The organism is Thalassospira sp. MCCC 1A01428, assembly GCF_002115825.1.
Classification (GTDB): domain Bacteria; phylum Pseudomonadota; class Alphaproteobacteria; order Rhodospirillales; family Thalassospiraceae; genus Thalassospira.
Genome location: NZ_JFJZ01000022.1, coordinates 41591 through 67093, shown reverse-complemented (window position 1 = coordinate 67093; position 25503 = coordinate 41591). Strand labels below are relative to the sequence as shown.

General features: G+C 52.5%; 24 protein-coding genes and 2 tRNA genes. 8 read left to right on the top strand and 18 right to left on the bottom strand.

The features are described from left to right. Window positions 1-93: 93 nt before the first annotated feature. The gene (locus THS27_RS16295; protein ID WP_085592726.1) at window positions 94-789 is read right to left on the bottom strand and encodes an alpha/beta hydrolase; all 696 of its coding nucleotides are present in this window, start codon (window positions 787-789) and stop codon (window positions 94-96) included. A 496-nt stretch (window positions 790-1285) separates the two neighbouring features. Between THS27_RS16295 and THS27_RS16290 the strand changes: the two genes are divergently transcribed. Beyond that, a complete protein-coding gene (locus tag THS27_RS16290) occupies window positions 1286-2629 on the top strand; it encodes an MATE family efflux transporter (protein WP_085592763.1) in 1344 nt (447 codons plus the stop codon). Window positions 2630-2792: 163 nt separating this feature from the next. Here THS27_RS16290 and THS27_RS16285 read toward each other — a convergent pair whose 3' ends face one another. Next, a complete protein-coding gene (locus tag THS27_RS16285; RefSeq protein WP_085592724.1) occupies window positions 2793-3272 on the bottom strand; it encodes an Lrp/AsnC family transcriptional regulator in 480 nt (159 codons plus the stop codon). Window positions 3273-3852: 580 nt separating this feature from the next. Between THS27_RS16285 and THS27_RS16275 the strand changes: the two genes are divergently transcribed. Together THS27_RS16275 and THS27_RS16270 are read left to right on the top strand one after the other, a co-directional pair. Continuing rightward, window positions 3853-4350 carry a GNAT family N-acetyltransferase gene (locus THS27_RS16275; RefSeq protein WP_246832990.1) on the top strand — a complete coding sequence of 166 codons (498 nt, stop codon included), beginning with the start codon at window positions 3853-3855 and terminating at the stop codon, window positions 4348-4350. 3 nt (window positions 4351-4353) lie between these two features. After that, entirely contained in the window at window positions 4354-4800 is a 447-nt protein-coding gene (locus THS27_RS16270; RefSeq protein WP_085592718.1) for an Rrf2 family transcriptional regulator, read from the top strand. A 243-nt stretch (window positions 4801-5043) separates the two neighbouring features. Here the strand turns inward: THS27_RS16270 and THS27_RS16265 are convergent, their stop codons facing one another. Continuing rightward, window positions 5044-7308 (bottom strand): DEAD/DEAH box helicase, encoded by a 2265-nt coding sequence (locus THS27_RS16265; RefSeq protein ID WP_085592716.1) that lies wholly within the window; start codon window positions 7306-7308, stop codon window positions 5044-5046. 206 nt (window positions 7309-7514) lie between these two features. On the opposite strand from THS27_RS16265, the gene THS27_RS16260 reads away from it, so the two are divergent. Both THS27_RS16260 and THS27_RS16255 read left to right on the top strand, forming a co-directional pair. Further along, window positions 7515-8081 carry a hydrolase gene (locus THS27_RS16260; protein WP_168184920.1) on the top strand — a complete coding sequence of 189 codons (567 nt, stop codon included), beginning with the start codon at window positions 7515-7517 and terminating at the stop codon, window positions 8079-8081. A 51-nt stretch (window positions 8082-8132) separates the two neighbouring features. Next, on the top strand, window positions 8133-8816 hold the full coding sequence (locus tag THS27_RS16255; RefSeq protein ID WP_371455783.1) for an alpha/beta fold hydrolase: 684 nt from the start codon (window positions 8133-8135) through the stop codon (window positions 8814-8816). A gap of 168 nt (window positions 8817-8984) precedes the next feature. Here THS27_RS16255 and THS27_RS16250 read toward each other — a convergent pair whose 3' ends face one another. Then, window positions 8985-9596, bottom strand: a complete 612-nt coding sequence (locus tag THS27_RS16250) for a hypothetical protein (protein WP_085592712.1) — start codon at window positions 9594-9596, stop codon at window positions 8985-8987. Window positions 9597-9775: 179 nt separating this feature from the next. Between THS27_RS16250 and THS27_RS16245 the strand changes: the two genes are divergently transcribed. After that, a complete protein-coding gene (locus THS27_RS16245; RefSeq protein WP_085592710.1) occupies window positions 9776-10363 on the top strand; it encodes a cytochrome b in 588 nt (195 codons plus the stop codon). Between the two features lie 7 nt (window positions 10364-10370). On the opposite strand, the gene THS27_RS16240 is transcribed toward THS27_RS16245, so the two are convergent. Continuing rightward, the gene (locus tag THS27_RS16240) at window positions 10371-11291 is read right to left on the bottom strand and encodes a glutaminase (protein WP_085592708.1); all 921 of its coding nucleotides are present in this window, start codon (window positions 11289-11291) and stop codon (window positions 10371-10373) included. 78 nt (window positions 11292-11369) lie between these two features. Then, a complete protein-coding gene (gene parE, locus THS27_RS16235) occupies window positions 11370-13352 on the bottom strand; it encodes a DNA topoisomerase IV subunit B (RefSeq protein ID WP_085592759.1) in 1983 nt (660 codons plus the stop codon). Window positions 13353-13596: 244 nt separating this feature from the next. On the opposite strand from parE, the gene THS27_RS16230 reads away from it, so the two are divergent. Further along, window positions 13597-14019, top strand: coding sequence for an acyl-CoA thioesterase (locus THS27_RS16230; RefSeq protein WP_085592706.1), 423 nt, complete (start codon window positions 13597-13599; stop codon window positions 14017-14019). 99 nt (window positions 14020-14118) lie between these two features. Here the strand turns inward: THS27_RS16230 and THS27_RS16225 are convergent, their stop codons facing one another. The 10 genes from THS27_RS16225 to THS27_RS16180 form a co-directional block, all read right to left on the bottom strand. After that, window positions 14119-14868, bottom strand: coding sequence for an SDR family oxidoreductase (locus THS27_RS16225; RefSeq protein ID WP_085592704.1), 750 nt, complete (start codon window positions 14866-14868; stop codon window positions 14119-14121). A 166-nt stretch (window positions 14869-15034) separates the two neighbouring features. Then, window positions 15035-15985, bottom strand: a complete 951-nt coding sequence (locus tag THS27_RS16220; protein ID WP_246832989.1) for an AraC family transcriptional regulator — start codon at window positions 15983-15985, stop codon at window positions 15035-15037. Between the two features lie 76 nt (window positions 15986-16061). Beyond that, complete coding sequence (locus tag THS27_RS16215; RefSeq protein ID WP_085592700.1) at window positions 16062-17111, bottom strand: dipeptidase; 1050 nt, start codon at window positions 17109-17111, stop codon at window positions 16062-16064. 11 nt (window positions 17112-17122) lie between these two features. Continuing rightward, window positions 17123-17887, bottom strand: a complete 765-nt coding sequence (locus THS27_RS16210; protein WP_085592698.1) for an ABC transporter ATP-binding protein — start codon at window positions 17885-17887, stop codon at window positions 17123-17125. A 4-nt stretch (window positions 17888-17891) separates the two neighbouring features. Then, on the bottom strand, window positions 17892-18734 hold the full coding sequence (locus THS27_RS16205) for an ABC transporter ATP-binding protein (RefSeq protein ID WP_085592696.1): 843 nt from the start codon (window positions 18732-18734) through the stop codon (window positions 17892-17894). A gap of 2 nt (window positions 18735-18736) precedes the next feature. Then, a complete protein-coding gene (nikC, locus tag THS27_RS16200; RefSeq protein WP_085592694.1) occupies window positions 18737-19660 on the bottom strand; it encodes a nickel transporter permease in 924 nt (307 codons plus the stop codon). Between the two features lie 5 nt (window positions 19661-19665). After that, window positions 19666-20733, bottom strand: a complete 1068-nt coding sequence (locus tag THS27_RS16195; protein ID WP_085592692.1) for an ABC transporter permease — start codon at window positions 20731-20733, stop codon at window positions 19666-19668. A gap of 11 nt (window positions 20734-20744) precedes the next feature. Then, entirely contained in the window at window positions 20745-22334 is a 1590-nt protein-coding gene (locus tag THS27_RS16190) for an ABC transporter substrate-binding protein (RefSeq protein ID WP_085592690.1), read from the bottom strand. 462 nt (window positions 22335-22796) lie between these two features. Beyond that, a tRNA-Asp gene (locus THS27_RS16185) sits at window positions 22797-22873 on the bottom strand. 527 nt (window positions 22874-23400) lie between these two features. Further along, window positions 23401-23477, bottom strand: a tRNA-Asp gene (locus tag THS27_RS16180). Window positions 23478-23793: 316 nt separating this feature from the next. Here THS27_RS16180 and THS27_RS16175 point away from each other — a divergent pair. Beyond that, window positions 23794-24207, top strand: coding sequence for a hypothetical protein (locus THS27_RS16175; protein WP_139835611.1), 414 nt, complete (start codon window positions 23794-23796; stop codon window positions 24205-24207). A 97-nt stretch (window positions 24208-24304) separates the two neighbouring features. Here the strand turns inward: THS27_RS16175 and THS27_RS16170 are convergent, their stop codons facing one another. Together THS27_RS16170 and THS27_RS16165 are read right to left on the bottom strand one after the other, a co-directional pair. Continuing rightward, on the bottom strand, window positions 24305-24817 hold the full coding sequence (locus THS27_RS16170; protein WP_085592687.1) for a transcriptional regulator: 513 nt from the start codon (window positions 24815-24817) through the stop codon (window positions 24305-24307). 80 nt (window positions 24818-24897) lie between these two features. Then, entirely contained in the window at window positions 24898-25398 is a 501-nt protein-coding gene (locus THS27_RS16165; RefSeq protein WP_085592685.1) for a response regulator, read from the bottom strand. Window positions 25399-25503: the final 105 nt, after the last annotated feature.

Genomic DNA, 25503 nt, shown 5'->3' with positions numbered 1-25503 from the left:
AAACCCTGAAGACAGTGTATTGATAAAGAAAACCCGTCTGCCGTCAGACGGGTTTTGGGCGGGCAGGTACAAACGATGACGGGCCGTTCGCCGTCAGGAAAGGTGTTGTTTTAGGAACTTAGCGGCAATAGCGAGGCCTTCGCCGTCGATTCCATGGGGCAGGCCCGGACGTTCGTGCAAGCTGACGTCAAAGCCGTTTTCGGCCAGCACGGATTGCGCCATATGTGATGCCTGAACCGGTACAACGGGGTCCGCACTGCCGTGAATAAGGGTAATGGGCGGGCGCGAAACAATTTCAGGTGCAAGGGTATCATGGCCCAGAAGGGCACCCGAAAAACCGACGATCCCGGCCAGTTGTTGCGGATAGCGCGGGCCGAGTTGCAACGCCATCATGGTGCCTTGTGAAAAACCAACCAGAGCAAGTTTGCCGGTATCAAGTTGATGTTGCATCAGGGCCTCGTCGATGAAGCCTGCGAGCGATGCCGTATTTTCACGTGCGCCTTCGGCCAGAGCCTTTAAGGCCGTGGGCATGGTGTGTGCATCGCGGCGTAAAAATTCGGGGTCATAGGAAGCCAGGCTGAACCACTGGCGGCCGAAGGGGGACATTTCGCAAGGATGGGGGGCGTTGGGCGAATAAAACACCGTATCAGGCAGGGCTGGTGCCAGTTCCGGGGCAAGGCCGATTAAATCGCTGCCATCGGCACCAAATCCGTGCAGAAAAATAACAATGCTTTTGGTGGTTCCCGATGCCGCCGGAACGACGGGTCCTTCAAGGGTAATTTGCGACATAAATGTATTTCCAAACCTGGGTCAGACTGAAATGCACCCTGCCGTAACTGCGGGTTAAGGGCAAGGATTTGTCCTGTAAGGCCGGTATTTGATACGGATTGTGGATAAAATTGTGGATAAATTTTCTGAGCAGATGCTCAATGTTTTGGCAGTTATATGGTTGTGGAGCGTAATATACGCCAATTAAACGTTATTTTTCGCTCACACCCTTAGGTGGAAAATACGTTTAATTAAATAACAGTTTGTGGGTAATCAGTTGGAGTTATACCTGTTGATACAAATGAATCACCGAACGGGATATTGGATACATCCCACAATCCCCAAACGTTTTCCTGAAATTTCATGATTTTTGATCTGTGTAAGGCGGGTTTTTTCAATCAAATCTCGCCAAGGGCACGGGTGCAGGATATGAAAATGACAAGAGTTCAAAAATGCGCAAATGCGGTTGGGACAAACCCCACCCGTTGATTTGCTTTTTACCTGTAATGAGGTCGCAATGCCAAATTCTCGCCGTTGGTTGGGCAAGGGGGATCGCCGTGTTTTAGCACTGACGGTGCCGATTATTCTGTCAAACGCGACGGTGCCATTGTTAGGTGCGGTTGATACAGCGGTGGTGGGCCATCTTGATAGTCCGCATTATATTGGGGCCGTGGCAATTGGCGCCCTGATTTTCAGTTATGTGTTCTGGAGCTTTGGCTTTCTGCGCATGGCGACGACGGGGCTAGCTGCGCAGGCTGCAGGCCGACGTGATGCCTGTGAAGTGCGGGCAGTGTTTGCCCGTGGTGCCTTGATTGCCCTTGTTGCCGGGTTGCTGGTGATGGTTTTGCAGTGGCCTATTGTCGAACTGGCGATGCGCCTGATTGCGCCATCGTCCGATGTCGAGGCCGCTGCGCGCGATTATTTTCATGTTCGTATCTGGGCTTCTCCGGCAACATTGATGCAATATTGCATGTTGGGCTGGTTGCTGGCGATGCGGGACAGCCGCGCCGTATTTATTTTTCAGGTGGTTTTGAATTCGCTTAATATCATTCTGGATATTTTGTTTGTTCAGGGGTTTGGCTGGGACGTGCGCGGGGTGGCGGGGGCCACTGTGATTGCTGATTATTCCGGCGTTGCACTCGGCTGGTTTTTGATGCAACCCCATCTGGCCCGGCTTGGCGGGCGTTGGCGTGACGTGGCATTGTTTGACCGCATCCAGTTGTTGCGCCTGATGAAGGTGAACGGCGATATTTTTATTCGCACGTTGGCGCTGACATCTGCCTTTGCGCTGTTTACCAGTTTTAGCGCCCGGTTTGGCGAGGTGACACTGGCGGCAAATGCGGTTTTGCAAAATTTTCTGATGTTCGGGTCATTCGCACTGGATGGTTTTGCTCATGCAGCTGAAACCCTGGTTGGGCAGGCCTATGGGGCGGAACGACGCAAACAGTTTTTGTGGGCCGTGCGCAAAACAACCGTCTGGGCAGTGATTTCGGCCTGTGCGATGGCGCTGGTTTTTGCCGTGTTAGGTGTGCCAATTATTGATGGATTAACCAGCATTAACGACGTACGCGACGCGGCTTATCAGTATTTGCCATGGGCAATATTATTGCCCATAACCGGCGTGCTGGGGTTTCAGTTTGACGGGGTGTTTCTAGGGGCAATGCAAACCCGGCACTGGCGCAATATGATGCTATGTTCGGTCGCATTGTTTGCTGTTTTTGCGTGGGGCGCGGTTGTCCTGAACAGTAATCATGCCCTGTGGGCGGCATTTAACCTGTTTTTTCTGTTGCGCGGGTTAACTTTGGCCGGGTTGTTCCCCACCATTATCCCTCGCAATGTCGCCAGCTTTGGCAAAGGTTAGAACCCGGGTAGGGCATTCTATGTTAATGGCGTTTTGCGCATTGCACCGGGGCCATTGCATTTAAATGCGATGAATTCACGACATGCTTTGTGTCGGAACTATTTCCACGGTGTTTTGCAGCTGGAAATGGATAATTTTGGGGGGTCGGGCCGAACAGGGTGGCTTATTCGGTTTCCGGAACTGGCAAGCGGGTGCTGTTTTTGACTTCGTGCAGGGTAAAGCTGGATTTGATGTTGGCAACCCCTGGCAGTTTCATCATCACTTCGGACAGGAAGCGTTGATAGGCGGCGGGGTCCTGAACCACAATCCGCATCATATAATCCTGATTGCCGACCATTGCATAACAATCGACAATTTCGGGATGTTGCTGCACTGCGGTTTCAAACCGGCGAAGTGACGGTTCGTCATGCTGGGTAAGGGAGACGGTGACAAAAACATTCACCCCGAGATGCAGATGAGAGGGGTCAAGCAAGGCGACATATTTGCGAATAACGCCACTTTCTTCAAGCTTGCGCAATCGGCGCAAACACGGCGACACCGACAGGCCAACCTTGTCGGCCAGTTCGACCATCGAGATGCGGCCATCTTCCTGAATTTCACGAAGAATATTGCGGTCAATTGCATCAAAACCGTTGCGCGCCATGGCGTGCCCCACTCCCTTGGACGAAAATACTGATCGATTGTAACAGGCGGGCTGCGCAAAATTTTTGCCCGAAAGACGGTTTTTACGCAGCAATCTCTTTGGCGCGATAAGCCATGACTTCGCCCATCTGTCAATCGTTGCGTTGTTTTTCCGGCTAATTCTGTTTGGTTAAACGTTATTGTTCCCCCCGCTTGCATGTCGCACATAGTTGATTGCCAGGTCGTAATCGTGACCTCGGATGTTTTAGGAATATTTGCGTCTAATGGGCGCGGTTGTGGTCAGGAAAGTGGCGTTTTGCAGTGCAGGTTGCATTTAGGTGTTGCTGCGCAGCAGCATGAGCGTTATTGCACATTAACGGGGCAACCAAGGTAAGCAGAGTTGTGCCGTGGATGCGGTTAATTGCTGTATCATCGCGTTGCGGGTGTGTTTTGGGCGCCGCACGGGGTGAACTTATCATTGCTGCTTGCCATCCTGACAGTGTAGTATAATCGTACTAAATTACGTATTTGAGATGGGCGACATCTCCTGCATACGGGCGCCGAGGCATTTGGGTGCCAGCGGGACAGGAAAGGCAGTTTTGGTGGACGCAGCACAAGACAGACCGGGTTATAACCTGGTTCATATCGACGATCATAAAATCAATATCCGGCCTGCCGTGAAGGAAGATCTTCCGGTCGTTGTCGATCTTGATGAACGCACCACCGGTTTGCGTAAGCCCGACTATTGGGACGATCTGTTCGTACGTTACGGCAATCGCAAGGACAGCCGTTTTTTCCTGATTGCTGAAGAAGGCGATACCTTGCTGGGTTGTATTTTTGGTGAAGTGCGGTCGTGGGAATTTAATTCTGTACCGTGTGGCTGGGTCGGCACCGTTAGCGTCGAGCCTGATTTGCGCATGGGGGGCGTTGGGACAATTTTATATCGCGAGATTTGCAAATGTTTCCGCCATGCCGGGGTGCAAAAAGTTCGCACCATGATCCCGCGCGATGCTACCGACCTGATGTCGTTTTTCCGCGCCCAGGGAATGATGGCCGGGCCTTTTATCCAGCTTGAAACCGATATGGAAGAGGAGGGCTAAGCCATGATGTCCCTGCAAAAAGCGACATTATTTGCCCTATATGCGGTTTTGGAACTGGCAGAGGATACGCAACGTCAGCTTTCGGCTTCGGAAATTGCCGAGCGCTATAATATTTCGACCAATCATTTGGCCAAGGTGCTGCGCGATCTGGGCCGGGCCGGGCTGGTGGAATCGGTTCGGGGGGCCGGGGGGGGGTACCGTTTTTGCGGTAATGCCAAACGCACAACCTTGCTCGATGTTGTTGAATTATTTGAAGAGGTTGGCGCAGGGCCATCGAACGGGATTGTACAGGAAACCAATGCCGGTGTCGCATTGTCGCTGGTCATGGACGAGATCGAGGCCATCACCTATGCCACGCTGCAATCGATTTCGATTGAAACCATGTTAAAGCTGATGCGCAAACGCCGCCCCGAGCGAAAACTGCCAACCGGGCTGTTCAGAGCCGTCTGATTGTATCTTTTCTGTTGGAAGCAGGCGTTAGACAGCCTTTGTGATTTCCCGGCTTATGACGCGTACACAGTTGTATGGTGACATGCCACGACAGGGTGCTTGTTAAATACTGTGTAATATTACGAATTTAATTGCAAAAAGCCGCCGGAGGAATTTCCCGGCGGCTTTTTGGTTTTTCATGCTGTACCGATCAGCAGACAACAGGAAAACAGGGGGTCTTCCTGTTTTCCATTGTTGCTGTGATCAACCGGCATTTTCCGGGCTGGATTGATCCGCATTAGGTGCGGCATCGGCCGGTGCGGTTTCACTGTTAGTGGTGGTGGCCGGTTTTTTACGCGGCTTGCGCGGTGCCCGTGGTTTGGCTGCCTTTTTAGGGGCGGCCTTTTTCACTTTTTCACCATCGTCACCTGTTGCCGTATCACCATCAGCTGTATCCGCTGTTTTGGCGGTTGCCTTTGGCTTGGCTGCGGCCCGTGTGCGCGGTTTGCGTGGCGCACGGGCTTTTGGTTTGGCCGGTGCCTCTGCCTCTGTCGTTTTTTCGCCCTCGGGGCTGGAACTGGCAGCCGGCTTTTCCGGGTCTGCCGACGCAGGTGCGGTTTCCGTTGTGCTCACAGGTGCGGCAGCCGGGGCCGGGGTGTTTTCTGCCGGGGCAGTTTCCGGTGCCGGGGTTGATGTCGCAGCAGGTGATGTTTCAGCAGCGGGCGTCACAGCAGGTTGCGGCTGTTCAACTTTTGTTGCTTCAACAGCAGTGGCAGGTTTGTCGGTATTTTCGGTTTCCGGCGTTTTGCTGGCATCATTATTGCGGGTGGGTTTGCGGTTGTTCCGCGAAGACCCGGTTTTGCGAGGTGATGCCTTGCGGGTAGATTTCCGGGCCGGTTTGGTTTCTTCTTCGTCTTTTTCAACCTTTGCCGGTTTACGTAACGAAGAAAGCGGCACCGCGGTCAACAGGAATGCCGGCACATGATCGCCCATGCCGATAACCGGTTTGTCATCATGATCATCGCGGTCGCGACGGTTATGATTTTTACGGTCGCGCTGCGGGCGGTTTTGATGGCGGTCTTCGCGTGGATCCCGGACATGTCGCGAGGTGGCCGGGGCAGCAGACACCGGTGTTGAAGGTGCCTGGGCGTTGCCAGTGGCCGGGCTTGGCTGTGATGCCGGGCGTTCAGCAGGTTTCGGTGCCTCTGGCGACGGTGCCGAACCTGGGGCCGGTGCTGCGGCTTTCTGATCTTGTGGGCCATTACGGCGCGAAGCATTGCGACGATTGTTATTGTCATCGCCATTGCGTCCGTTGTCATTGTTGCGGCCACGTTCGCGGTCGCCACCTTTGGCACGGGTGTTGCGCTTGTTGCGGCGTTTTTTGCCGCTGAAATCCAGTTCCAGTATTTCAATACCCTCAACTGACGTAATTGGAATCGTCATATTGATGGTTTTGTTAATGGCTTCAACCAGTTTGCCGTCTTCCGGGGTGGCAAGGGTAAAGGCCTTGCCCGCACGTCCGGCCCGACCGGTACGCCCGGTGCGATGGACATAATCCTCGGCATTAAACGGCACGTCAAAGTTGAACACATGTGACACATCGGCAACGTCGATGCCGCGTGCGGCAACGTCAGAGCAAATCAAAACGGTAATGTCACCGGATTTAAATTTGTCGAGTGTTTCGGTGCGTTCACTTTGTACCAGGTCACCATGCATGCGACCGGCGTTAAAGCCGTGTTTGGTCAGGGATTTATAAAGAATATCGACGTCTTTTTTGCGATTGCAGAACACAAAAGCATTTTTGATGTCTTCATTGCGGATCAAACGGCGAAGGGTTTCGCGTTTGTCCATTTCGTCAATAACAACCAGTTTATGCTCAAGCGTGGTTGCCATGCTTGAGGGCGCGGAAACAGTGATTTCCTTTGGGTTGCTCAGGAATTTGTCGGCCAACCGCCGAATTTCCTTGGGCATGGTTGCCGAGAAAAACAGTGTTTGGCGCTGCTTGGGCAACATATTGACGATTTTTTCGATGTCGGGGATGAAACCCATATCAAGCATGCGGTCGGCTTCGTCGATGACCAGCAATTTGCAGTCAGACAGAAGCAGTTTTCCGCGCTCGAAGGTATCAATCAGGCGGCCAGGTGTTGCGATGATAACATCGGCACCTTTTTCCAGAATCTTTTGTTGTTCAACAAACGATTCCCCGCCAATCACCAGCGCTTTCGACAGGGGCACATATTTGCCATAGGTGTCGAAATTCTGTGCCACCTGGGTGGCCAGTTCGCGGGTTGGCTCAAGGATGATGGAGCGCGGCATCCGCATGCGCGCACGGCCATGATGAAGAATATCAAGCATCGGCAGAACAAAGCTGGCCGTTTTGCCCGTCCCGGTTTGCGCGCAGCCAAGAATGTCGCGTGCCATCATGACAGAAGGAATGGCCTGGCGCTGGATGGGGGTCGGCGTGTCATAGCCGGCGTCTGCGACGGCTTTGAGGATATCTTCGCTCAGACCGAGATCGGCGAAAGTCATATGATTCGGGTTCCCGCAACAAATGCGTTAAAGATTGATTTACTTAAAGACAAATCTGCTTGGGTGGTAAAGCCAAGCCCGTCCCAAGTCAAGAAAAACGCCTTCAAAAAGGTGGTTGCAGCGTATTTTTAACCTGCCACATGCTTGTTTGACGGTCCTTGCAGGCGTATCGTGGCCTAAACGTGCTGCCAATCAGGAGACTGACGATGTTAATGGATGTCACCCGTTCTGTTCTGGTTATTGTCGATGTTCAGGAAAAACTTTATCCCGCCTGCCTTGACCCGGTTGAAACGGTTGATGCCTGCTGTTTCCTGCTAAAGTGCGCCAACCGCCTGTCGGTACCGGCAATCGTGACGGAACAATATCCCAAAGGGCTGGGGCATACCAGCAAACCCATCCTCGATTTGCTGGAAAATGCAAAAGATATCGCCGACGGCGGCAATGTGGTGCGTAAAACCAGTTTTTCCTGTGTTATTGCCGACGGTTTCATCGATAAACTTGAAGAAATTCCCGGTCGCGACCAGGTTGTGATTGCCGGGATGGAAACGCATGTGTGCGTGCTGCAAACCGTTTTGGACCTGATTGATCGTGGTCGTGAGGTTTTTGTGGTCGCCGATGCCGTAACATCGCGTAAGCAGGAAGACCGCATTTTCGGGATAGAACGAATGCGCGATGCCGGGGCCGGAATTGTTACCCGTGAAAGCGTTATGTTTGAGTGGTTGCGGGTTGCGGGGACGCCGGAATTCAAGGAACTTAGTGCGCTGATCCGTTAGGTTTGGACCGTGACGTCCAAAACGATTCAGAATGTTGCTTTTTTGCCCGGTATGCTGGCGGACGAACGATTATGGGAAAAGTCCCTTCCCTTTATCACTAACAACCAGACAGGACTGAGACTTCGGCCGCATTTTATTGATATGGCAGAAGGGGAGTCGATTGGGCACATCGCAGACCAGGTATTACGGCAAATGCCGGGTCGTTTTGCCCTGGTTGGTATGTCGATGGGGGGATACGTGGCGTTTGAAATCATGCGCCGCAGTCCTGGGCGAATATCCCACATGATGCTGGTAAACACGCGCGCCTGCGCGGAAAGCGCGGTATCGCGGCGCAAGCGTGGGTTGATGGCGCGGATGATAAAACAGCAACCGGTTTTTCGTGGTTTTAATGGCCCGTTGCTTGACGGCGCCTTGCATCCCGATAACCGGCATCAGACCAGCCTGTTAAGCGTACTCGAGGAAATGGCAGCCTCGTTGGGGCGTGATGTTTTTTGCCGCCAGCAGATCGCGGTTGCAAACCGTGCGGATTATTTTGCCGACCTGGCCCACATTACAATTCCCTGCCACGTGATGTGGGGGCAGGGCGATGCCATTATTCCCCCGAAACTGCAGCTGGCGATGGCGCAGAAAATTCCGCATGCAACATTTCAGGAAATACCCGGTGCCGGGCATTATGTGCCATTGGAAGCACCGGAGATTTTCGCAAACGGGTTGATGTCGTTGTTGGCTCGCTAAAGTATCTGTTTTACTCAAGCGTATTTTACAGCCCGTTTTGTTTGTTTTTGGCGTGTCGTTTGGCACGGCACGGCACAGCGCGATGCGGCGCATCGGGCGAGTGGTGTAACGCCGCCAGACACCGCCAAAATGGGTCATATTAAAGGAAAAATGCTGTAGGCGAGGGGATCAGCAACCCGGTGACATACGCGAACAATGGTCGTCGTTGCGATCAGGCTGGTTGATGGGAAACAGGTAATGAATGACTGTCGGTGCCAGATCGTTGATTTTTTTACGGTCGATCGGGTTTTCGACATTGGCGCGCAATTCCGAAATCACACTGTCCCCGGAACAGAACGCAAACCGTATTGGTGTTTTGGCTTGCCCGGGCGTTAAGGCCGCATTTTGAGGATCTTCACACATTGCATCGCGTGACGTGTTTTGGGTGGGATTTACAACAACAACCATTCGGTGTTTGGGACGTAAAGTGGGTTTGTTCCGGCTTGCGTTGACACTTCCGGCTTCAGCTTTGGCTTGTTGCGGAGAGATAAAGGTTAGCTGCGGGGCAAAACCATGATGGGAAAACATATTGGCCCAGCTGGCATCATCAATGCCTGTTTGCCCGTCGTGAACTTCCATCACCATGATGTTGGAAGGGGCGGCATAGCGTTTAAAACCGGCAACATCGGTGGTGTCATAAAACGGGGCTTCAATTGTGCTGGCACCACACGCAGCAAGCAGCGGGGCAGCAATACCCAGTAAAACCAGAAAAACGGCTTTGGGGTGGCGTTTGGCAAACATGGCAGGCGGGCTCCTTACGGGATTTCCCAAGGGGTGTTTTTGTTTATGTAATCAAAGGTTTGAACGCTTTTCCGGGATGCGTCAAAGCCTGAGGACAAATTGATACAATTCAGGGATCAGGGGGTTACAGGTGGGAATTATGATTGTGATCCGTAAAACATAGTTTGCAGGATCGCAAAATGTCAGTGCCTTCACAAAATTTGTCTGTGTCTGCTTCCAGAATCGTCGATCCCGAGGGGATGAACTGCCCGCATTGGGTGGTGCCTGTTTTGCACTGGGGGATGGCGGTATTGATTGTGGCCGTATTTATCGTTGGCAAGATCATGGAAGATTTACCCCGTGAACAGCGGTTACCGGTCATGGGATGGCATATCTTGTTTGGTCTTTCCGTTCTGATACTGTTTTTACCTCGAATTATTGCCGTGCTTGCCAATGTGCGCCGACAACATGCCATATCGCCCGAAAACATCGTAAAAACCAATCTGGCAGCTCGAATTATGCAGGGTGTGTTGTATTTTCTGATGCTGGCCGTCCCCCTTGCCGGGTTAACGGCCATGACGACGATTGGCCGTAATTTTTCGGTGCTGGGTTTGTTTTCTCTACCGAATTTTACAGCAAATCATGAGTTGCACGAACTGGCGGAAAATGTTCACGGAACCATGGCGACAATCCTGATTATTTTGGCGGGGGCGCATGCCGGAGCCGCCTTGTGGCATCACTTTGTTGTCAAAGACAATGTTTTGCGTCGTTATTTGCCGGGACGGTAAAAATTATTCAAAAAACCGAACGACCGATGGCGTCGGTCAATATTTCCAACGCCGCAATCCCGGGGGCGGAATTACCCCGGCTATCGAGGCGCGGAGACCAGACGCAAACCGAAAATTCATTCGGAATAACGCCAATAATTGCACCGCCAACACCGCTTTTGGCCGGAATGCCCACTGAAAATGCAAAGTCGCCGACGCCATCATACATGCCACAGGTTAGCATTAAGGCGTTGATACGGCGGGCTTCAGAGGGCGAAAGAACTTCGCTGCCTTCAATGCCAACACCCTGATTGGCAAGAAAAAGCGTTGCCCGGGCCAGTTCGCGGGCTGACATGGTGATTGCACATTGTTTGAAATAGGCACGCACAACCGATTCGACCGGGTTATCGAGTTTGCCAAAACTTTTCATTAAATAGGCAATGGCGCGGTTGCGGTTGCCATGCTGGTCTTCGGATAGATAAACCTCGTTATCAGCGCGAATTTCGGGGTTTTTGCACAAACGCCCCAAAAATTCGGCAACGGAACGATCCGGGTTGGCAAACCGTGATGAAATCATATCACAAACCCGGATGGCACCGGCATTGATGAACGGGTTACGCGGAATACCTTCTTCCTGTTCCAGCAGGATCAGGGAATTAAACGCCGACCCACTGGGTTCGCGACGAACCGCTTGCCAAAGGTCGTCGCCACAGCTTCGCAACGCCAGTACCAGGGCAAAGACCTTGGACACACTTTGGATTGAAAAGGGGATATCGGCATCGCCAATGGCAAATTCGGCCCCGTTAACATGGCGAATAACCATGGCGAACCGGTCGCAGGGAACGGCGGCCAGGGCGGGGATGTAATCGGCATTGCGCGCGGTTTGAAAATCGCGCTGTTTTATACGTTCGGAAATATCAGCCAAAATTGATGTATAATCGGCACGCATAGCACAGGCCCCTGAAACAAGCGGACAAAAAACCCGGCACTGAAAGGCCGGGTTTGATGAAGGTGATATGGCGCAGAATTAAACGTCGATATCCTCGACAAACCGCGCATGTTCCTGAATAAACTGAAACCGCAATTCCGGTTTTTTACCCATCAGGCGTCCGACCAGGTCCTTGGTCTGTTCCCTTCCGTCCGGCTCGGCGGCATCGGGCAGGGTAACGCGTAGCAAGGTCCGGTTTTTGTGCGACATAGTGGTTTCGCGCAATTGTTGGGACGGCATTTCCCCCAAACCTTTAAACCGTGAAATTTCAACCTTGGCCGGGTTTTTAAACTCGGTATTTAACAGCGTTTCCTTTTCGGCATCATCCATCGCATAGATGCTTTTGCCACCCTGTGTCAGGCGGTAAAGCGGCGGCATGGCCAAAAACAGGTTGCCGTTGTCAATCAGCCCCGGCATTTCCTGATAGAAAAATGTCATAAGCAGGGATGCGATATGCGCTCCGTCGACGTCAGCATCGGTCATGATGATGACGCGTTCATAACGCAGGTCTTTTAACTGGAAATCGGACCCGGCACCGCAGCCAAAGGCTTCGATCATGTCCTTGATTTCCTGGTTGGCCATCATTTTTTCGCGGGTTGCCGATGCCACGTTCAGGATTTTACCCCGCAGCGGCAAAACAGCCTGCGTTTCGCGATCACGCGCCTGTTTGGCTGAACCACCAGCCGAATCCCCTTCGACCAGGAAAATTTCAGTTCCCGCCGCAATCGAGCGCGAACAATCCGTTAGTTTGCCGGGCAGGCGCAGGCGCCGGGTGGCGGACTGGCGTTTGGTTTCTTTCTTTTCCTTGCGGCGCTGGCGTTCTTCGGCGCGCATGATAATGCGTTCAAGCAGGCGCTTGGCATTTTCAGTGTCCCCGGTCAGCCAATGGTCGAAATGGTCGCGAACGGCGGTTTCAACCAGTTTGGTGGCATTTTGTGTGCCCAGTTTTTCCTTGGTCTGGCCCTGAAATTGCGGGTCAGGCAGAAATACCGACAACATAACGCAGCCGCCGCCAAAAACGTCTTCGGCGGTAATCGCCGATGCTTTTTTCACGCCAACCATATCGCCATATGCCTTGACCGCCTTGGTCAGGGCATAGCGAAGCCCGGCTTCGTGCGTGCCGCCCAGCGGGGTGGGAACGGTATTACAGTAGGAATGAAAATAACCTTCGCCGCCATCAGGCCAGCCAACCGCCCATTCAACCCGGCCCGGGCTGTCTGAAAACTTCGCTTCGCCGGCAAACGGGCGTTCGGTCACCATATCGCGACCTTTAAGCGTCATTTCCAGATAGTCGAGAATCCCGTTGGGGAATTTCAGGACTTCTTTTTGCGGGGTCGGATCGTCGCTGGTGATCAGGGACGGATCACAAGACCAGCGAATTTCAACGCCCTTGTACAAATAGGCCTTCGACCGCGCCATACGAAACACGGTGCCCGGTTTCAGTTTGGCGCGTGCGCCGAAAATTTCGGGGTCGGGCCGGAAAATAACCGTGGTGCCGCGGCGATTGTTCACCGCGCCGCCATCCTGAAGCGGGCCCAGAGGCGTCCCTTTGGAATATTCCTGAAAGACCAGTTTGCGGTCACGCGCAACTTCAACCCGGAACTTGTCGGTCAGCGCATTCACCACCGACATGCCAACCCCGTGCAAACCGCCCGATGTTTCATAGGCATTGCCGGAAAACTTGCCGCCCGAGTGCAGGGTGGTCAAAATCACTTCCAGCGCCGATTTATCGGGAAATTTAGGGTGCGGATCGGTTGGAATACCACGTCCGTTATCGCGGACCAGCACCGTATTGTCGGTCTGAAGTTCCAGTTCAATCCAGTCGGCATGGCCGGCAACCGCTTCGTCCATCGAGTTATCAAGGATTTCAGCGACAAGATGATGGAGTGCAGTATCGTCGGTGCCCCCAATATACATACCGGGGCGACGACGGACTGGTTCCAGTCCTTCGAGAACCTCGATATCCTTGGCTGAATACGCGTTTGTGGTGCTTTGGTTTGAATCTTCGAAAAGGTCGGTCATGTTCCCCGGAACGCAACTGGTTGTTTTAATAGAATAATCTGGCGGCCCGATGCCAGCTTGCGAATGTTGCGTATAATGCATTTCTGCTATAGCTAACTCGGCGCTGGTACGGCCTGCCGATAAACGAGTACCATAAGATTTAAATCCCGGCTCATAAAAATGTTTTTCGTTTTGCAATGCAACCGGGTTCGATGAAAAAAAACACAGGACAGCGCCGGATTTCCGGCGTTCAGGAGTGAGCGCGATGGTCGAAAAAAATGAAACTGCCAATGCCGACAGCACCATGCCGCGCGGTGATATGTGTACCCGCACATTGGCAATGCCAAGCGATACCAACCCCAGCGGCGATATTTTTGGCGGCTGGCTGATGTCACAAATGGATATTGCTGGCGGTGTTCTGGCCAGTCAGATTGCAGAAGGCCGTGTTGCCACTGTTTCAGTCGATGGCATGACATTTCATCGCCCGGTTTATGTTGGCGACGTTGTATGCGTGTATGGCGATATTGACCGTATCGGCACCACATCCATGGTCCTGCATCTTGAAGCATGGGTTCTGCGTCGTAATCAGCCGCCGCGCATTAAGGTAACCGAAGCCACCTTTACCTTCGTGGCCATCGATGCCAATGGCCGCCCGCGTCCGGTACGCAAGGATGAAGCGACAGCCTGATTAGCAGGTTGCGCATCAGGAATGCTATGAAGGACAAAGGCAGCATTCAGGTGCTGCCTTTGTCTATTTTAGGCGCCGGGATTAATTGTTAATGCCGGATTACCAGCCTTGTTCGGTTGGCATGATAAAGATTTCTGCCAGATCGACATGGCCGGGGGCCTGCACTGCGTAGAGCACGGTATTGGCGATGTCGTCCCCTTCAAGGAAGGTCATGTCGTTACGCAAATTTTCCATCTGCGCCTTTACTGCCGGGTCGCTGATCTGGTCGTAAAGTTCTGTCGCCACTGCGCCGGGCTGAATGCAGGTAACGCGGATATTGTGTTTTTTGCCGACTTCCATACGCAACCCGTCAGAAAACGCAGTAACGGCATGTTTTGTGGCGCAGTAAACCGTAAGGCCACTGAATACTTTACGTCCGGCAATCGAGGACGTATTGAAAATATGGCCTGATTTTGCGGTGATCATGTGCGGTAATACCACTGCGGTGGTGTTTAAAACTCCGTTGATATTTACATCAACCATGCGACGCCATTCGTCAGTTTTAAACTGGTCGATATCTGAAAGTGGCATTAGCCCGGCATTGTTAAACAAAATGTCAATGCTGCCTGTGGTTTTAACCAGTTTTGCCACACCGGCCTCCACGGATGAAACATCGCTAACATCCATTTTAATTACCACGGCTTTGCCGCCCTGGGCCTCAATTTCGGTTTTCAGGGTTTCAAGACGATCAGTACGGCGGGCTGCCATACCTACAGTGATACCAGCCTCTGCCAGTTTGCGGGCGGTGGCCGCGCCAATGCCGCTTGATGCACCGGTAATAAGGGCTGTTTTACCTTCAAGATTGGACATTTCGAACTCCTGTCAAGATAGAGTCCCGATCCACCGTCGTGCGGTGACATATCGGGTTGCTCAACAGGGCAGATCCTACGAGGGGGTGCTTTTTTCTTCTCGCGGTGGATTGCGAAAACTATCGCGTTTTTGCGCAAAATTTTGCTTTTGGTCGGTTGGGGAAGGTTTATTTCTGGCGATACTGTCGAGGTGTGACACCGGTTTCGCGTTTAAAAATCTTGGAAAAATGGCTGGAACTCTCGTATCCCAGCATTAGGGATATCTCCAGAATGCTTAAATCGGTTTCGCGCATTAATTGTTGTGATTTTGCTATTTTTTGCGCGATAAAATAATGTGATGGCGTTGTGCCGGTTGTTTTCTTAAACAGCCGTGAAAAATGATAAGGGCTTAATCCCGCTTCCTTGGCACAGATATCAAGGTCGAATTTTTCGTCAAGGTGGTCCCTGAAATAGGACTGAACGCGATGCAGCCGGTGTGCAGGCAACCGCGAGCCGCTGTTTTTCGCATCTTTATCGGACCGTCCATATTGACGCACAAGATGGACGGTAAGGCTTTGCACAATTCCCTCAATATAGGTCAGGCTAGCGGGCTGAGTGCTGGTTATTTCATTGTAAATCAGCCCCAGAAATGTACTGACCTTTTCATCACGAATTCCTGAAACTTCACCAAGAAAACAGGAATAAGATTGGCCTGTTTGCTTTGGTGTTTTTCTTGCGACGGTTTCAAGCAGGGGAATGGGCAAATAAAGGTGCATGACCTCAAACGGGGTGTCGTCATTAGCCTGCCAGCGAATTTCATATGGACTGTGAGAATGGGTCAGGAAAAAATCATGTGATTTGACATGAGATGTTTGCCAGTCGCCTCCGATTTCACGTTCTTCGACAATTGCCGATCCGCGAACGACCCAAACCAGCATAGGTTCAGCCACGGCAGGAACCAGAAATGCTGCCGTCTTTGCCTGATGTGAATAGATCTGTATGTAAATGTCGTTCCCGGCGGCACCTTTGGTTCCCAAAAGGTTGCGGCTTGGAACAAAATTATCCATGCCCAGGGGAGACGTGCGCGCGGGCGTTGGACTGTGGGTGTTTGTGCTTGTCGGGTTGGTCTGTGGCGTCAACCGGTGTTCCTGTTATTGTAATGGCAAGGTTCCCCACCCGGTTTCCCGGGTCGGGAACAATATGTTGCCTGGCGCTTTACCAGCTTTCCTTCGCCACCCGGACGAAATTTTCACCCATGATTTTATCAACCATATCGGGCAAATAGCCTTCGTTGATCAGGGCGTCGGCAAGGGCAGGGAGCTTGCGTGGGTCAAACACAGCCGCACCGCCAGCATTGGGGCCATAACCGCGCTCTGCCGGCCAGTAATAGGCCCGGTCAACGCCTTCGGGGAAGTCATTAGCCCCTTTGACAGATGGCATGGTGTCCAAACCAATGCCGACATGGTTAATGCCCACCAGTTCCACCAGATAATTGATATGGCGCAGCATGTCGGGAACTTCGGGGGCATTGGCCGATTTCATGAAACGCTGGAAACCACAGACCCCAATCACGCCATTGGTATCAGCACAGGCCTTGATCTGTTCGTCGTCAATGCAGCGTTCATGCCCGCCCAGTTCTTTGGGGTTGGCATGGCTAAACACCACCGGCTTGGTGGATGTGCGCATAATGTCAAGGCTGCTTTGCCGCCCGGTATGGGAACAATCCATGATCATGCCCGCCGCATTCACGGCTTTGACCATCTCGTGGCCGAGCGCGGTGAGCGGAATATCATCATCATGGCAGCCGCCCGCGACTGAATTGTTGCGGTTATAGGCAAAGTGGATTTGCTTGACGCCCAGCTTGGCAAAAACCGGCACCATTTCGGGCATGTCCTGCAGCATCATTGACCCTTCAAGGTCAAAGCCAACCCCCAGAAGACCGGCCTTTTTTGCCTTTGTCAGATCATCAAAACTTTCGATTTGCATATATTTGTCGGGGTGGGCCCCAATTTTGGCGCGGAAATCGGCGATCACCCGCATGATATGCGCCACCGAATTCATATCCATGCCGACATTGATGCAGACATAATCGATATGTCCAGCCCGATAGGTATCAAGCAGGTCGATCGGAATGATCGGGTCCAGCGGCAGGCAGGCATGCGCATCCCAGGTAAAGGAGGGGACGTGCTGGCGTTTATAGTCGCTTAATGCGCTATCGGCCGGGGCGAACGGGGTGGCAAATTCGGTGTTGGTGGCGATTGTCATGGTAACTCCGGTCAGTCCCAATCAACAAAGCTGTCAATAACGGCACGGTCATATCCACCGGCGGCTTTGTAAAGCTGTTGTGAATAGGGATGTTCAAGCGAACCCTGGGCAAGCTGGCTGGCAGTGGCGCGTTCAACAATGCGGCCATGGTTCATAATGGCAATATCGTCGCAGACATGGGCCACAACCGCAAGATCGTGACTGACCATGATATAGGTCAGCCCCAGGTCGCGGCGCAATGCCGAGAGCAAATTAAGGACTTCTGCCTGAATTGACACATCCAGTGCCGATGTCGGTTCATCTAGCAGCAGAACCCGTGGCTCAAGGATAAGGGCACGGGCAATTGACACACGCTGGCGCTGCCCGCCGGAAAGCTGATGCGGATAGCGAAACCGGAACGAGTTATCCAGTCCGACCTGTTCGAGCACCTTGATGACACGTGCATCGGAATTTCCCAGCTTATGCACGGCAACGGGTTCGCTTAAAATACGGTCGATGGTGTGACGCGGATGAAGCGATCCGAACGGGTCCTGAAACACCATTTGAACCTGGCGGTAGAAATCCTTGTTGCGTTTGTGGCCAAGTTCCTGGCCACCGACCACGATGTTTCCTTCCCAGTCCTCGACCAGGCCGGTCATGGTGCGCAAAACAGTGGATTTTCCCGAGCCCGATTCGCCGACCAGCCCGAACGAGCCGTTGGCAGGAACCTTTAGCGAAACGTCTTTAAGGACATGGTTTTCACCAAACCACGCATTCAGATTTTTAATTTCAATCATGGTCTTATCCCTCGGCCCAGCTTGCCTGACGTTGCAATACCGGCAGGTCGTCGTGGTTGCCATCCATTTTCGGCAGGCAGTTTAACAGGCCCTGCGTATAGGGATGTTTGGCCTGATCCAGCTCGCTTGCCCGAATTTCCTCGACCACATGGCCCTGATACATCACCAGAACCCGGTCGCAGAAACTTGAAACCAGATGCAAATCATGGCTGATGAAAATCAGTGCCATGCCACGTTCACGGACCAGATCATCCAGAATTGCCATGACCTGAAGCTGCACCGTTACATCAAGGGCAGATGTGGGTTCATCGGCGATCAGCAATTCGGGGTCCGGGATCAGCATCATCGCAATCATCACGCGCTGGCCCATGCCGCCGGAAACCTCGTGCGGATAGGATTTGAACACACGTTGCGGATCGCGAATTTTAACCGCTTCCAGCATTTCAATCGCACGGTGGGTGGCTTCTTTGGTGCCGACCTTGTGGTGTTCGCGATAGGCCTCGATAATCTGGTCGCCAATCGTCATGACCGGATTGAGCGAATATTTCGGGTCCTGCATGATCATGGAAATGCGCGCACCCCGCACCTTGCGCCATTGTTTGGGCGAAAGATGGCGCAAATCGACGTCATGAAATTGCATTTTATCTGCCGTAATGCTGCCATTGGCTGCGGTCAGGCCCAAAATGGCCCGCCCGGTTTGCGACTTGCCCGAACCGGACTCGCCCACAATGCCCAGCCTTTCGCGGCCCAGATCAAACGAAACACCGCGCACAGCATTCACCGGCCCCTTTGATGTGGTGAAGCTGACCGCCAGATTTTTAACAGATAACAGGGTTTCACTGGTCATGGTCAGTCTCCTCCACGCGGATCAAGCACATCGCGCAAACCGTCACCCAAAAGGTTAAAGCCCAGACTGACAACAAAAATAGCCAGACCCGGCACGGTTGAGACCCACCATTGTTGCAACAGGAACTGCCGACCTTCGGAAACCATGGCACCCCATTCCGGCATCGGTGGCTGTGCGCCCAGACCCAAAAAGCCAAGACCGGCGGCAATCAAAATCATGCCTGCCATATCAAGGGTGACACGAACAACAACCGAACTGATGCACATCGGCATGATGTGGCCCAGAATAAGCCCACGACTGGAAACACCCTGCAGGCGGGCCGCATCGATATAGTCTGACCGACGGACCGTAATGGTTTCAGCCCGGGCAATGCGGGCGTAGGGGGGCCACGCGGTAAGGGCAATGGCAAAGACGGCATTTTCCAGACCCGGCCCAAGGGCCGAAACAAAAGCCAGTGCCAAAATCAGTTTTGGGAAGGCCAGAAAAATGTCGGTGATGCGCATTAAAACGGCATCAACCCAGCCGCCAAAATACCCTGCAATCGTGCCGATCAGAAGGCCGACCGGGGCGGCCGTAATGGCAACAAGGCCAACCACCATCAGGGTATATTGCGCCCCGTAAATCAGGCGCGATAAAATATCGCGGCCCAGTTGGTCGGTGCCAAACCAGTGGGCGGCACTGGGGGGTAAAATACGTTTGGTCAGATCGGCGGCAATTGGATTATAGGGCGAAATAACCGGCGCCAGAATGGTAATAAGAATCAGGGCGACGACAATGCCCAGCCCGATCATGGCCAGCCGGTTTTCGGTTAGTTTGGTCCATGCCAGCCATGTGCGGCCACAGCGGGCCTGAAAACGCGACTGGGGCGTGTTTGATGTCAGCCACTGCCGCAGGCCACCGGAATTTTGATTGGTCACTGTTTGCATGTTTTTTACCTTCGGGCGCGCGGATCAAGCAGGCGATAAAGTAAATCGGACAGCATATTGACGCCGATAAACACAGCACCCACAACAACCGTTCCACCCAGAACGGCATTCATATCGGCATTAAGCAACGAATTGGTGATGTAAAGCCCAAGGCCCGGCCAGGCAAAAATGGTCTCGGTTAAAACCGACCCTTCAAGCAGGTTGGCATAGGAAAGGGCGATAACGGTCACCAGCGGTACCATCACATTGCCCAGGGCATGACGCCAGATAATGCGAAATTCCGAAATCCCTTTGACCCGGGCGGCCAGAATATATTCCTGGCTTAATTGCTCAAGCATGAAAGAACGGGTCATGCGTGCGATATAGGCCAGCGAAAAATACGCCAGAAGCGACGCGGGCAAAATGATGTGGCTGACGGCATTCCAGAACAGGTCGATATCGCCATCTAGCAGGGTGTCGACCAGCATCAGACCCGTGGTGGGTTCGATGAAGTCGGCATAAAAGGCATCTACACGTCCCGGTCCGGCAACCCAGTCCAGTTTCATGTAAAAAACCAGCAAGCCCATCAGGCCGAGCCAGAAGATCGGCATCGAATAGCCGACAAGGCCAAAAATTCGTACCAGATGATCGGGCCATTTTCCCTTGTGAACGGCAGCAAGAACGCCAGTGGGAACACCCAGTATCACACCAATGATGGTGCCAAGGGTTGCCAGTTCAAGGGTGGCGGGAAATACCCGGGCAATATCGTGCAAAACCGGCTGAGATGTCAGGATCGATTTGCCGAAATCGCCATGCAGTACATTATTTACATAAACAAAAAACTGCTGCCACAGGGGCAGGTTCAAGCCCATTTCCTCGCGGACACGGTTATAAATTGCCTCGGAGGCATGGTCGCCCACGGCGGCAATAACCGGGTCAATCGGCAATATGCGGCCGATAAGAAAGGTGACGAGCAACAGCCCGAAAAACGTGATGATCACGGAAGCTACTACGCGCAGAATGCTGCCGCCTGGCCCCGAAAGGAGACGGGCGCGTTTGCGCCCGCCTCGTCTGGTTGGTGTCACGGAAGACATCTAACCGTTCCTTAGTCCTTGGTCACAAAACGATATTTGTTGTCGTCAAACGACGGCCCAAGTTTGAAGTTATGAACATTGCTGCGGACACCGGCAATTTCGGTTTCCTGGAACATCACCACAAACGGACCGCGCTCCATGACCTTTTTCTGAAGGTCCTTGTACATATCGATACGTTTCTGGGTGTCGCGTTCAAGAATGGCGGCTTCGGTTTCGGCCGTCATTTCTTTCGGATCCCAGCTGTTACGCCATGCCAGCGGTTTTGCTGCGGCATCGTCGGAATTATCCGGGTTCCAGGCAAAGGTCGATGCGTTGGTGTTCGGGTCCTGATAGTCGGCACCCCAACGGCCAATATAAATGTCGTGCTGGCGGGCACGGTATTTGGTCAGGGTCTGTCCACCATCACCCGGGATGATTTCAAGATTGATACCAGCCTGGGCCCAGGTTGCCTGCAATGACTGCGCCATAGCGGTAATGGCGGTGGTGTTGCGGGTGTCCATGGTTAGGCTAAAGCCATCCGGGTAACCTGCTTCTTTTAGCAGTTCCTTGGCTTTATCGACATCAAGTTTATAGGGATTGTCGTTCGAGGCGCCAAGGAAGCCATCGGGCAAAAATGCCTGATGAATGGTGCCGCGACCTGCCAGAATGGTATCGGCAATGCCATTATAATCGACCAGATATTTCAGGGCTTCACGAACTTTGGGGTTCGACAGATATTCGTTTTTCTGCGACAGACCCAGATACCAGACCGTGCCTTTGGCCCGTTTCTGGAAGTTGATGTCGTCATTACCCTTAAGGGCTGCCAGCTGGTCGGCTTCAAGATTGCGGGCAATATCGATATCGCCTTTTTGCAGCAACAATTGCTGAGACGCAGCTTCGGTTACATTTCGAATGATCACGCGCTTCATTGCCGGCGCGCCATCCCAGTAATTGTCGTTGGCAACCAGCGACAGGCTTTCATTCGGGGTCCATTTGTTAAGTTCGAACGGACCGGAACCGGCATAGTTGGTTTTCAGCCATTCATGCCCCATATCGCCGTCTTTTTCATGGGCCATGACTTCTTTTTTATCAATAACCGAACCAACACCTGCCGTGAGGCAATACAGAACAAAGGTCGGTGCATAAGGCTTGTCGACCTTCAGGACCAGTGTGTGGTCATCGGGTGCGGTAATTTGTGTGTCGACATTTTCTTTGGTCAAACCGAACTGTCCCAGAATAAAGGCGGGTGACAGGTCCAGTTTGATTACACGACGCAGCGAAAATGCGGCATCTTCGGCGGTAAGGGCATCGCCGGATGCGAATTTGATGCCGTCGCGAATTTTAAATGTGTAGGTCATGCCGTCGTCGGAGATGTCCCAGCTTTCGGCAACAACGCCGTGAATTTTGGACACGTCGTCGATGTCATAACCGATCAGGCGGTCATAGGTGTTGCCGGAATATTCAGCGCCGGAAAATTCAAAAATTTCTGCCGGATCAAGGGTGATGATGTCATCGATTGAAAACGCCATGATCAGCGCGTTTTTAGGGGTTTCTGCCATGGCCGATATCGGGGCCGAAGCCAAAGCGGTTCCCAGAATCAGCCCTGCGATTAGCTTGCGCATGTTGCGCCTCCCGTACTGGTGATGTCGAAGGTGCGAACGTTAAAATGGTAATACCATTGTTCGCCTCATTTTTGTAACGGCGAGATGACAGCACACTTTGGGGGGCTGATCAATGCTGCGGCGCGGCAAATCAGTCTTTTAGCATGTAAAATACCGTTAATAATTACATTACGGGAAATTACGCAGATAAAAACGATTAAAGATTGTGGGTTTTGCCCGGGAAGGATGGTGTTTGATTTTTCTCAGGCAATAAAGAGACGCCGCACGGTTGAATATTTGTAAGGGAAATTTTTAGCACGCCGCCGGATTCTGCAATAGAACCAATATATTGGTTCGTTCCCTGCGATCATTCTGTGTTTTTGCATACATTATAATATGCATTGAGCTGGGGGATGCTGAAAATAGATACAAAAAAAGCCGCATGATCCAGAGATCAGCGACCTATTTGTACTCTAAAAAGAGTGGCGCGAGTGACGGGACTTGAACCCGCGGCCTCCGGCGTGACAGGCCGGCGCTCTAACCAACTGAGCTACACCCGCTCGGTGTGTGGCGCGGTTTATATAAAGGGCTGCCGGGTCTGGCAAGCGTTTTTTTATAAAAAAATAACAGGTACTTGGCAGCCCCGGTTTTCTGCCAAAAAACGCTGGCGTTATCTTGGGGGCGCTATGTTGGCCTGTTGGAAGAACCATGGCGCAAACCGCAAAATGGGGTGTTGTGATGCCTGTTTGCCACATTTGGCGTAACACGAGATACCGCAAAGCGATGATTACCTGTTCGATGAAACGGGTATGTGAGGGTGCGCTAGGGCATCAAGCCTGGTTTGCCCGATCGTCACCCGCATTGACCGGGATATTTTTTCATCACGGGTCTTACATTACGGTGGATGTGGAGAAAGGGCAGATGGATGCGTGCCCGTATGCGTGTTTTGTGGTCGGCGGGGGATTGTCAAAACAGGTGGTTATTGTGCGGCCAGCGCGCATTTGGTGTGTTGGAGAAACACCTTAAAAAAACAAAAAACGCCAACGAATAAATCGTGGCGTTCTTTTGTTTTTCCCCTAAGGGAAAATGGCGCGAGTGACGGGACTTGAACCCGCGGCCTCCGGCGTGACAGGCCGGCGCTCTAACCAACTGAGCTACACCCGCTCGGTGTGTGGCGCGGTTTATATAAAGGGTCGCCCGGTCTGACAAGTCCTTTTTTTCACGATTGGACGTTTTTTTTATCGGAGTAACCCAGACGGGTTTTTTGCCGGGGGAATTCTCTTTTTTGATGTTGCGTCGCACGACGAATTACCATTTGCCCGCCATGCCGTTTTTTCCGTTGTTTAGAAGTCTTCTTGATACGGATCAACGTTTTCGCAGACGCGAAAAGGTAACAATAAAACTGTAACGTTTTCAGTAAACTATCGTTTCCAGGCAAACATGTTTGCCAGAAAACGGCCAAGCAGGAATGGACCCTGCCATGATTGATGATGGACCCATACCGCCACTGTTGCGGCAAATTAACGACGCGCTGACCCATATAAAGCCGGACGCAGTATCGCAGGGCAATGGCACCGATGGATGCGGAAAGAAAGAGGTTTCCGATTTGCTCGGTTTGCTGCGCAGCATGGTGATGTTGTGGGGCGCACAAAATGCCATGTTGCGTGGTGATGCGCCGGTGGCACGCGACTGGATGACATCCCGGCTTGATGCGATCTCTGGCGAACTTGATGGCATTCTGGTGCGCCTGAACAAGCTGGGGGCAGGGGGCCATAAACAGGATATGCGTGTTTTGTCGGATTCAACCGGTGTGGATAAAACCGGTGCAAACGAAGATGCGAATTTTGAACTGATAGATTTCATGCATCATTTGCATGCCCAGCAGGGGAAATAAGCTGTGGCCGTTTGTGGCAACCGGGCGCTGGCCGGTTTTAGGTTTGAGGGCGAGCAATAAAAATGCGGGCAAGGCACATGCTGTTAACCCAGCTGGATTATTCACGAGGTTCGGCGTAGCGAGACGCCAGTTTGGCAAGGGCAACAGTAGTTGCCTGTTCAATCGATGAGCCAAAACCGGTAACCCGGCTGGCCAGAATAACATAGATGGCATCAATATGCAGTTGGGTTACCATAAGCTGGCGGCGGGAAGCCGTTGTGCGGTGTGCCAGGAAAATTTCCAGTGATTTGGCAATTTGGGTCATCAGGGGGTAATCAAATGTGCCGCCCAGTGCCTTGGTTGAATAGGCAAGGTCGGCGCTTTTTTCTATTGCTGTGCCGCGAAGGTCGGGATTCCCGATAGCTGCGATGACAAGCTGGCGTGTTTCGGCAAGATCATGGCCAATGCTGCGCACAAAAGAATCACTGCTGCGCTGGACAACCTTTTCCAGTTCTTCAAGTTGTTCCGGCGCAAGTTCGACGTCAAAGCCTTTGGTGAAATTAACCGCGCGCTGTTTTAATTCAGTGCGGGGCGGGATGATTTGAACTTTGGGCGGCTTTTGCTCATTCATTTAAATTCGGTGCGTCCCGTCAAGTTAAAATGAATGCCACATAACGGGCATCCAACCTTACCTGTTTTACGGGCGCTGTTCTAGTTTCTCGTGCTGCTTTCGCGCCGGTCGGGGCCATCAAACGGTGTTTGACGTCGGCGCCGGTCGGGGCCGAAATAGGTGCTGGTATTGATGAAATGTCGCGGGCGGGTAATGACCGATATAAGACGGCTGTATAATGCCTTGGCATTAAATGGTTTCGCCAGAAATTCGGTAATGCCCAGATCACGGGCTGTTGTGACATATTGCTGTTCGGAATGCGCGGTTAGCATGATAACCGGCACAAACCTGTTGGGGGAAGATGTCGAATTACGCAGGGAATCGAGAAATTCCAGTCCGTCCATGCCGCGCAGCCGCCATTCAGTGATGATGACGTCTATTTGACGGGTCCGTAAAATGCGAAAGGCTTCTTCGGGTTTTCCCACGCGCTGCACATCTGTCGCCCCAAGATAGGACAATGTATCAAACACGACCTGTGCCGATATCTTGTCGCCATCGACAACCAGAAAACTGATTTTGCTAAAATCGATTTTTGCACTCATCAAGCCTAGTTTCCGCGTTGGGCTGAACGAAGATTGTCACTGTCGATGGCAACATTTCTGCAAATTGGCAGCCAGGTTAACAGGTTAGATTATATAAACCGGTTC

Coding starts and splice junctions, on each gene's coding strand:
- THS27_RS16230 (WP_085592706.1), top strand. CDS start 13,597: ATGGTCGAAAAAAATGAAACTGCCAATGCCGACAGCACCATGCCGCGC.
- THS27_RS16170 (WP_085592687.1), bottom strand. CDS start 24,817: ATGAATGAGCAAAAGCCGCCCAAAGTTCAAATCATCCCGCCCCGCACT.
- nikC (WP_085592694.1), bottom strand. CDS start 19,660: ATGCAAACAGTGACCAATCAAAATTCCGGTGGCCTGCGGCAGTGGCTG.
- THS27_RS16195 (WP_085592692.1), bottom strand. CDS start 20,733: ATGTCTTCCGTGACACCAACCAGACGAGGCGGGCGCAAACGCGCCCGT.
- THS27_RS16225 (WP_085592704.1), bottom strand. CDS start 14,868: ATGTCCAATCTTGAAGGTAAAACAGCCCTTATTACCGGTGCATCAAGC.
- THS27_RS16285 (WP_085592724.1), bottom strand. CDS start 3,272: ATGGCGCGCAACGGTTTTGATGCAATTGACCGCAATATTCTTCGTGAA.
- THS27_RS16265 (WP_085592716.1), bottom strand. CDS start 7,308: ATGACTTTCGCCGATCTCGGTCTGAGCGAAGATATCCTCAAAGCCGTC.
- THS27_RS16250 (WP_085592712.1), bottom strand. CDS start 9,596: ATGTTTGCCAAACGCCACCCCAAAGCCGTTTTTCTGGTTTTACTGGGT.
- THS27_RS16205 (WP_085592696.1), bottom strand. CDS start 18,734: ATGACCAGTGAAACCCTGTTATCTGTTAAAAATCTGGCGGTCAGCTTC.
- THS27_RS16165 (WP_085592685.1), bottom strand. CDS start 25,398: ATGAGTGCAAAAATCGATTTTAGCAAAATCAGTTTTCTGGTTGTCGAT.
- THS27_RS16215 (WP_085592700.1), bottom strand. CDS start 17,111: ATGACAATCGCCACCAACACCGAATTTGCCACCCCGTTCGCCCCGGCC.
- THS27_RS16255 (WP_371455783.1), top strand. CDS start 8,133: ATGCTGGCGGACGAACGATTATGGGAAAAGTCCCTTCCCTTTATCACT.
- THS27_RS16240 (WP_085592708.1), bottom strand. CDS start 11,291: ATGCGTGCCGATTATACATCAATTTTGGCTGATATTTCCGAACGTATA.
- THS27_RS16290 (WP_085592763.1), top strand. CDS start 1,286: ATGCCAAATTCTCGCCGTTGGTTGGGCAAGGGGGATCGCCGTGTTTTA.
- THS27_RS16175 (WP_139835611.1), top strand. CDS start 23,794: ATGATTGATGATGGACCCATACCGCCACTGTTGCGGCAAATTAACGAC.
- THS27_RS16245 (WP_085592710.1), top strand. CDS start 9,776: ATGTCAGTGCCTTCACAAAATTTGTCTGTGTCTGCTTCCAGAATCGTC.
- THS27_RS16270 (WP_085592718.1), top strand. CDS start 4,354: ATGATGTCCCTGCAAAAAGCGACATTATTTGCCCTATATGCGGTTTTG.
- parE (WP_085592759.1), bottom strand. CDS start 13,352: ATGACCGACCTTTTCGAAGATTCAAACCAAAGCACCACAAACGCGTAT.
- THS27_RS16295 (WP_085592726.1), bottom strand. CDS start 789: ATGTCGCAAATTACCCTTGAAGGACCCGTCGTTCCGGCGGCATCGGGA.
- THS27_RS16260 (WP_168184920.1), top strand. CDS start 7,515: ATGTTAATGGATGTCACCCGTTCTGTTCTGGTTATTGTCGATGTTCAG.
- THS27_RS16190 (WP_085592690.1), bottom strand. CDS start 22,334: ATGCGCAAGCTAATCGCAGGGCTGATTCTGGGAACCGCTTTGGCTTCG.
- THS27_RS16210 (WP_085592698.1), bottom strand. CDS start 17,887: ATGATTGAAATTAAAAATCTGAATGCGTGGTTTGGTGAAAACCATGTC.